We start from the raw sequence: 7627 nt of genomic DNA on the forward strand, positions 1-7627 counted from the left end.
TAGAAGCCGCCTTTTTTATTGGTTATAATAGCCTAAAGAACAAAATGGTGAGAAAATGGATGAACTCATAAAGATCGAAATCACATATGACGATAAACCCTCGGCACCCATCTGGTCCTATCCGGGGCAGAATCTGTGGGAAGCCCTGGTGGCCCATGGCCTGATAACGGCTGGCCCCTGCGGCGGAAAAAGGATCTGCGGGAAGTGCAAACTCAAGATAGAAGGCCCGCTTAACCCGCCGGATGAAGCGGAGCGCTACCTGCTGCTCCCTGAAGAAATCAAGGCGGGCATGCGTCTGGCCTGCCGCATCCCGGCGACCCAGGGCCTTAAAGTGTTTCTTGAAGGCCAGCCTTTTACTGCCGCCCCGGTGCCCCGGTTAATGTCTGAAACGGCTGCGCCGCCCATGGTCATGCATAAAAAGATATATTTGCCGGGTCAGGACCGGCATAATCCGGTTTCCATACAGGAACGGCTGCAAAAGTCCTTGCCAAATCTGCACCTCAACTTGAGTATTGCCGATCTCAATGAATTGCACAGCCTGGATAGGACCGACCGGCCAGTTCTTGAATTAAATGCTTTGCTGACAGAAGACCGGCAATTGATATACGCCGGCCGCTCCCGGCAGGATCTTTATGGGGTAGCCCTGGATGTGGGCACCACCAGCCTGGTAGGCTCACTGCTGGATCTGGAAACCGGTCAGACCGTCGCTACAACCACCATGCCCAATATGCAGCGCGTCTATGGTGACAACATCATTTCCCGCCTGGACTATTGTTTGAGTCATGACGATGGCCTGCAAACCCTGCATCAAGTGATCGTCAACAACGCCAATACTCTGATCGCCAGCCTTGTCAGGCAGTGTAAAAGCCTGCCCGATCAGGTCTACCGGCTGGTTGTGGTAGGAAATCCGGTTATGACCCATTTTGTTTTAGGCTTAAATCCGGCGGGTTTGGCCGCCGCCCCTTTTAGCGGCATAATCACTGATGCTTACAGTTGCCGGGCCGGGGCAGTAGGCCTAGCGGCCCACCGTGAAGCTCTGCTGGTCATACCGCCGCAAGCCCGGGGTTTTATCGGCTCTGACGCCCTGGCCGGGTTGTTGACTCTGCCGTGCCCGCCGCCCTTGCCGTATCTGTTTATAGACATCGGCACTAACAGCGAAGTGATTCTAGCCGGCCAGAAAGGAATGTGGGCAGCCTCCGCTGCAGCCGGCCCAGCCTTTGAAGGGGCCGGTATTCGCTGCGGAATGAGGGCCGTTCACGGAGCTATCGACCATTTTCAGTGGAATGACGGCCGGCTGGACTATCATGTATTGGGCAACGGAGAACCGCGGGGTATGTGCGGCTCGGCTCTGGTCGACTTATTGGCCTGGCTCTTGAATAATGACATGGTTGCAGCCAATGGCAGCTTTATGGAAGGAAGGCCGGAAATAAGGGCCGGATCACAAGGAAGGGAACTTGTCATAGTTCCGTCTGAAAAATCCTATCAGGGCGTACCGCTGGTATTGAGCCAGGAAGATGTACGCAGCTTGCAACTGGCCAAAGGTGCTGTACGCGCCGCCATTGAGATTTTGATGCGGGAGAGCGGGACAAAGGTGGAAGCGCTTAAAGCGGTCTTTTTAGCGGGCGCTTTTGGAAATTACCTGAATCCTGAACATGCCATCAAGGCTGGTATTTTGCCGGCGGTCAACCCCGATCTGATTCATAATCTTGGCAATGCCGCCGGGCGGGGCGCCATTTGTTATCTTATCAACCCGCAGGCCCGTCAGCAGATGGGGCAAATGAAGCAAAACCTGACTTGTGTTGAATTAGCCGACCATCCTGATTTTCAATTGTTATTTTTGCGCCATATAGATTTTTGAGCCAGGAATAACCCTCAGGTTGACCCATAATGCCCGGACCTGGCATAAAAAGCCGCTTAAGAAATTGCAGGCCTGCTGCGACCGGATCATGGCCAGATCTTGAAGCAGTACTGTTGTATAGGCAAATCGGTAACGGTATACTATTTACAGACCACTCCAGTTGGAGGAGGTCATTTTAGCATTGCGCACCTATGGGGTGCGCCATTGTGCGAAAAGGAGCAATTGATGAGCGATATTGTAATATTATTGATCAGTCTAGGAATCATTCTAGCTGGTGCGGAGATATTTGTTAACGGAGTTGAATGGCTGGGCCAGAAACTGAACCTTTCTGAAGGTGCAGTGGGGAGTGTCCTGGCTGCAGTGGGCACAGCCCTGCCGGAAACCATTATTCCCATTATCGCCATTTTATTTGGCAATGGAGGCGGGGCCGGACATGAGATCGGTATCGGCGCTATTCTGGGCGCCCCTCTGATGCTGTCCACCCTGGCCATGTTCGTAACCGGGGCTGCGGTAGTGGTGTTTAGAGGCAGGCGAATTCATGGATACCGGGTTCGGGCTGACTTTTCCAGCATGTCGCGCGATCTGAGCTTTTTCCTGGTGGTATTCGTCCTGGCCCTGGGGTGCGGACTGATTCCTGAAAGCCTCAAGGCCCTCAAAGTGATCATCGCGCTGCTGATGGTTGGACTCTACGTATGGTATGTGATCGCTATGGTGAGCCAGGAACGGGATATCGAGTCGGATGAACAGCTCCCGGCATGCTATTTTGCCAAAAAACATTGTCCGCCCTCACTGGGCATTGTGCTTGTTCAGGTCCTGTGCGCTCTGCTTCTCATTGTGCTGGGGGCCAATATGTTTGTAAACTCCATTACCGAGTTGGCCCAGTTATATGCGGTTCCGGCATTTGTGCTGGCTATCATTATTGCCCCTATCGCCACCGAGCTGCCGGAGAAATTCAACAGTATAATCTGGATTTCCCGGGAGAAAGATACCCTGGCCCTGGGGAATATCACCGGAGCCATGGTTTTCCAGGGTTCTGTAATCCCGGCCCTAGGTATTATGATGACAGAATGGCGGCTGAATAGTGGCGCTTTGCTGTCCGGCTCTCTGGCTTTAGTGTCGGCTGCATTCCTGCTTTGGCAATTGCGCCGCCGGGCCTATATCAGCGGCGTATCCCTGCTGTTCAGCGGGTTGTTCTATGTTGTGTTTATAGTGGCCGTTATGCAAGGAGTAGTCAGGTAGAAGGAGATGATATAATGGACGTAGAGAAGCGTTTGCGGGAATCGGGCATCGTGCTGCCCGAGGTCAATGCGCCTCTGGCAGCTTATGTACCCGCAGTTAGAAGCGGCAACCTCTTGTTTATTTCCGGACAGCTGCCTATGGATCAGGGTATTTTATCCTATAAGGGCAAAGTGGGCAGCGAGCTCAGCATAGAGGAGGGACAGTCGGCCTGCAGGCAAGCGGCTATAAACTGCCTGGCAGTGCTCAAAAAGAACCTTGCTGATTGGGGGCAGCTGGTGAGGATAGTGAAGATAACGGGATATATACGGTGTGACTCCGACTTCACAGCCCAGCCCCAGGTCTTGAACGGCGCCTCTCAATTGTTGGAGAATCTTTTCGGGGTCAACGGTAAACATGCCAGAGCAGCAGTGGGGGTTAATGCCCTGCCCCTGGGGGCAGCCTGTGAAGTGGAGATGGTGGTAGAGCTTCGCTAGCCCTTCTCCGCATCAAATGAGCTGCTGATTATTTTAAGGAAGTGATTAGATGACCGAGATCAATCCCTTTGACAAAGCCCATGAATTGGCGAGGTCCATCAAACAGTGCCGGGCTTTTAAACATTACCTGGCAGCAAAACAGGCAATCGATCAGCATCCTGATTATAAAGATAAGATATTGAAAGTGCGCGCCCGGCAGATGGAGGTAAACCGGGCCCACATCTTGGGAGAGGAACTGCCGGCAGAGTTACTGAGCGAGTTGTCCCAGGAGCTGGCCGCCTTGAACCAGTACCCGGAGATTGCGGAATTTTTTGCAGCCGAAACCCATTTTATCAACATGTTCCATGATATTCAAAACATCATCAATGGCGCTCTTGACGCGGAGTTAAAAGATTAGGCAGCCTGGTAAAAATCGATGATACCTAAACGGCAGGGCTTTTAAGCCCTGTCAGACCGTCGACAAAAGCGAATAACTGCGTTGCTCAATAGGTCCGCTCAATCAACGTACTATTTGTACGCCTTAATCGCGGGCCTATTGTGCGCCTTGTTCTTCGCTTCCGTCGCTCGCCCTGTTTTCTTAATGAGAAGGTTTGCCAGTAGCCTTATGGCGTCTTACAGGTATACAATATTATTTCGGGCAGAGTGTTTACAAACCGGCTCAAATGGTTTAACAATTAACCCAACCTTTGCTTTAATGAGGCATTACAAGCTGGTTTTTATATAAGGGGGTAGGAGAGGTGACATGTGGTTGTAGCCATCAAAAACGTTGGGAGACAGCCTTTAATAACAACGGTGTGGATTTGACCTTGATCAAAAGCGTGCTGGATCGTTACCGGAATCAGCCCGGCAGTTTGATTACGGTTTTGCAAGAGACCCAGGCCATCTACGGCTATCTTCCCATGGGGGCGTTGGCAGCCATCGCCCGGGAACTGAAACTGAAGCCTTCCAAGGTATATGGGGCGGCAACCTTTTACACTCAGTTCCGCTTGAAGCCGGTGGGTAAACACCTGATACTGCTGTGCCAGGGGACGGCCTGCCATGTCAACGGAGCGGACCGAATCGCCACTGCCCTCTGTGAGGAATTGCAGGTCGAAATCGGTGAGACCACTGCCGACGGGGTTTTTACTCTGGATACGGCCGCCTGTCTGGGCTGCTGCAGCCTGGCTCCGGTGATGATGATTGACGGGCAGGCCTACGGGCCATTGACGCCAGATAAAGCCAGGGCAGTGATCAAAAAGATATACAGCGCCGAATCAGCGGTGACCGGGGAAGGTGAAACAGCATGAAAGTAAGAGTTGGTCTGGGAAGTTGCGGTATCGCCGCCGGGGCCCTGGAAGTATGGGATGAACTGGATAAACTGCAGCAGGCGGCGGGGTTCTCCATCGAAAAACAGCAAACCGGCTGTAGCGGCATGTGCTATCAGGAGCCACTGATAGACATCATCGAAGATGGCGGTTCGGTCTACTCTTACGGGAAGGTCAATGCCCGGCGGCTGCAGGAGATAGTCAAGGCCCATCAGGATGGCACTGGCCCGCTTGAAGAATATTTAACCACCGTCCAGGATAAAGGCGAAGATTTCCTGAGCCGTCAGGTGCGGGTGGCCCTGCGCAATTGCGGTCATATTGATCCGGAATCACTGGCTGATTATCGTCTGGCCGGAGGATATAAGGCCCTGGAGAAAGCAATCCTTATGACCCCCGAAGAGGTCATAGACGAAATCAAAGCATCAGGGTTGAGGGGGCGCGGCGGAGCTGGCTTTCCCACCTGGTTTAAGTGGCAGGACACCAGAAAACAACCCGGGGAAACCAAATATGTGGTGTGCAATGCTGATGAGGGCGATCCCGGAGCGTTCATGGACCGCAGTGTTCTGGAAGGGGATCCCCATGCGGTGCTGGAGGGAATGACGATCGCGGGTTATGCTATCGGGGCTAAAGAAGGCATCATCTATTGCCGCGCCGAGTATCCTCTAGCCATCAAGCGGCTGTCGATCGCCATTGAAACGGCCCGTGATGCGGGTTTGTTAGGCGAGCATATACTCAACAGCGAATTTAGTTTTGATATCCGCATCAAGCAGGGGGCCGGCGCTTTTGTCTGTGGAGAAGAAACTGCCTTAATCGCTTCTCTGGAAGGAGAACGGGGTATGCCCCGCCTCAAGCCTCCGTATCCGTCAGTCTACGGTTTTTGGGGTAAACCCACTAATATCAATAATGTTGAAACTTTTGCCAACGTCCCCTGGATCATGACCCGGGGCGGCGAAGCTTTTGCGGCTATGGGAACCGCCGACAGCAAAGGCACCAAAGTATTCGCCCTGGCCGGTAATGTTGTTAATACCGGTTTGGTAGAAGTACCGATGGGTACAACCCTCCGCGAAGTAATCTTCGAACTCGGCGGAGGCATCCCCAATGGCAGAAAGTTTAAGGCGGCTCAGATCGGCGGACCTTCGGGTGCTTGTCTGACAGAAGAGCATTTTGATCTCCCCCTCGAGTATGACGCCCTTACTAAAGCCGGCGCCATGATGGGATCCGGAGGTCTGATTGTCATGGACGATACTAAATGTATGGTCGACGTGGCGCGTTTCTTCCTTGATTTTACCTGTGACGAATCCTGCGGAAAATGCCCGCCGTGTCGCATTGGCACCAAGAGAATGTTGGAGATACTCGAAAGAATTACCAATGGCGAAGGTAGAGAAGAAGACATTGATAATCTTTATGAGTTAGCCTCGATAATTAAGGCGTCCGCACTTTGTGGTCTGGGACAGACTTCTCCGAATCCGGTTCTTTCAACGATCAAACATTTCCGGAATGAATATCTGGCGCACATCAGAGATAAGCAGTGCCCGGCAGGGGTGTGCCGTTCTCTGATGAATTACGTCATCATTCCCGAAATGTGTAAAGGATGCGGCATATGCGCGAAGCATTGTCCGTCCAATGCCATTTCTGGCGAAATCAAAAAGCCATACGTGATTGATCCGGCGGAATGTATCCGTTGTGGTGCCTGTATGGAAAAATGTCCGTTTAAAGCCATTAGACGCGGCTAAGGAAAGGAGGCAGCGATTGTGGGAAATGTAAACCTGACGATTGACGGGCGCGCTGTTTCTGTTGACAAGGGCAGCACGGTCCTTGAGGCCGCCAGAAAAGCCGGAGTTCGCATCCCAACCTTATGTTACTTGGAGAATGTCCAGGCTATCGGCGCTTGTCGGATGTGTATTGTTGAAGTACAGGGGAAGCGCGGGCTGCATGCCTCTTGCGTTTTGCCCGTAGAAGAAGGTATGGTTGTCAATACTAATACCGCCATGGTGCGTACGGCACGCAAAGCCGTTATGGAGCTCATTCTGAGCAACCATCCGTTTGAATGCTTAACTTGCGTACGCAACCTGAACTGCGAATTGCAGCGTCTCGCAGAAGAACTTGGTGTCCGCCAGGTGCGCTTCCAGGGGGCTAATCCCGAGACCTGCATTGACGACTCCAATCCGTCGGTCATTCGTGATCAAAGAAAGTGTATTCTCTGCAGACGCTGTGTGACAGTCTGTAAAGAAATCCAGGGTGTATCCGCCCTTGGCATGGTAAACCGCGGATTCGAGACGCGGGTGGCCGCCGCTGGAGACGTTCCTTTGGGCGAGGTCGCCTGTGCGCTGTGCGGTCAATGCATCCAGGCTTGCCCGGTCGGTGCGCTGTATGAGCCCGACAAAACCGGCGAAGTTTGGAGAGCCTTGGCTGATCCGAACAAACATGTTGTCGTTCAGCCTGCGCCAGCCATCAGAGTGGCCCTTGGGGAAGAAGTCGGTATGCCGGTGGGTTCCGTAGTAACCGGCAAGATGGCCACCGCTTTACGTATGATGGGCTTTGATGCCATTTTTGATACAGACTTTGCGGCAGACTTGACCATCATTGAGGAAGGACACGAGTTGCTGCACAGAATGCAGAACGGCGGCGTACTTCCGATGATCACTTCCTGTAGCCCGGGCTGGATCAAATTCTGTGAACACTTCTATCCGGATTTGTTGCCGAATCTCTCCACCTGCAAATCCCCGCACGAGATGCTGGGAGCACTGGCGAAG

7 protein-coding genes are annotated in these 7627 nt (G+C 52.8%); all 7 read left to right on the top strand.

Translation table 11 applies throughout. The annotated features are described in order from the left end of the window. Positions 1-55: 55 nt before the first annotated feature. Positions 56-1858, top strand: a complete 1803-nt coding sequence (locus tag B2633_RS09060; RefSeq protein ID WP_483170280.1) for an ASKHA domain-containing protein — start codon at positions 56-58, stop codon at positions 1856-1858. 225 nt (positions 1859-2083) lie between these two features. Further along, positions 2084-3097, top strand: a complete 1014-nt coding sequence (locus B2633_RS09065) for a sodium:calcium antiporter (RefSeq protein WP_483170281.1) — start codon at positions 2084-2086, stop codon at positions 3095-3097. Positions 3098-3111: 14 nt separating this feature from the next. Next, positions 3112-3570, top strand: coding sequence for a RidA family protein (locus B2633_RS09070; RefSeq protein ID WP_483170282.1), 459 nt, complete (start codon positions 3112-3114; stop codon positions 3568-3570). A 49-nt stretch (positions 3571-3619) separates the two neighbouring features. Beyond that, a complete protein-coding gene (locus tag B2633_RS09075; protein ID WP_483170283.1) occupies positions 3620-3967 on the top strand; it encodes a YlbF/YmcA family competence regulator in 348 nt (115 codons plus the stop codon). Positions 3968-4307: 340 nt separating this feature from the next. Beyond that, positions 4308-4856 (top strand): NADH-quinone oxidoreductase subunit NuoE, encoded by a 549-nt coding sequence (nuoE, locus tag B2633_RS09080; protein WP_483170284.1) that lies wholly within the window; start codon positions 4308-4310, stop codon positions 4854-4856. Then, positions 4853-6607 carry an NADH-ubiquinone oxidoreductase-F iron-sulfur binding region domain-containing protein gene (locus tag B2633_RS09085; RefSeq protein ID WP_483170285.1) on the top strand — a complete coding sequence of 585 codons (1755 nt, stop codon included), beginning with the start codon at positions 4853-4855 and terminating at the stop codon, positions 6605-6607. The genes nuoE and B2633_RS09085 overlap by 4 nt, the downstream gene beginning before the upstream one ends. 18 nt (positions 6608-6625) lie before the next feature. Next, positions 6626-7627: [Fe-Fe] hydrogenase large subunit C-terminal domain-containing protein (locus B2633_RS09090; protein WP_483170286.1), on the top strand; the 1002-nt coding region annotated here is incomplete at its 3' end.

Origin of the sequence: Syntrophomonas sp. UBA1041 (assembly GCF_002316705.1) — a bacterium.
GTDB lineage: Bacteria > Bacillota > Syntrophomonadia > Syntrophomonadales > Syntrophomonadaceae > DTU019.

Coding starts and splice junctions, on each gene's coding strand:
- B2633_RS09085 (WP_483170285.1), top strand. CDS start 4,853: ATGAAAGTAAGAGTTGGTCTGGGAAGTTGCGGTATCGCCGCCGGGGCC.
- B2633_RS09070 (WP_483170282.1), top strand. CDS start 3,112: ATGGACGTAGAGAAGCGTTTGCGGGAATCGGGCATCGTGCTGCCCGAG.
- B2633_RS09060 (WP_483170280.1), top strand. CDS start 56: ATGGATGAACTCATAAAGATCGAAATCACATATGACGATAAACCCTCG.
- B2633_RS09065 (WP_483170281.1), top strand. CDS start 2,084: ATGAGCGATATTGTAATATTATTGATCAGTCTAGGAATCATTCTAGCT.
- B2633_RS09075 (WP_483170283.1), top strand. CDS start 3,620: ATGACCGAGATCAATCCCTTTGACAAAGCCCATGAATTGGCGAGGTCC.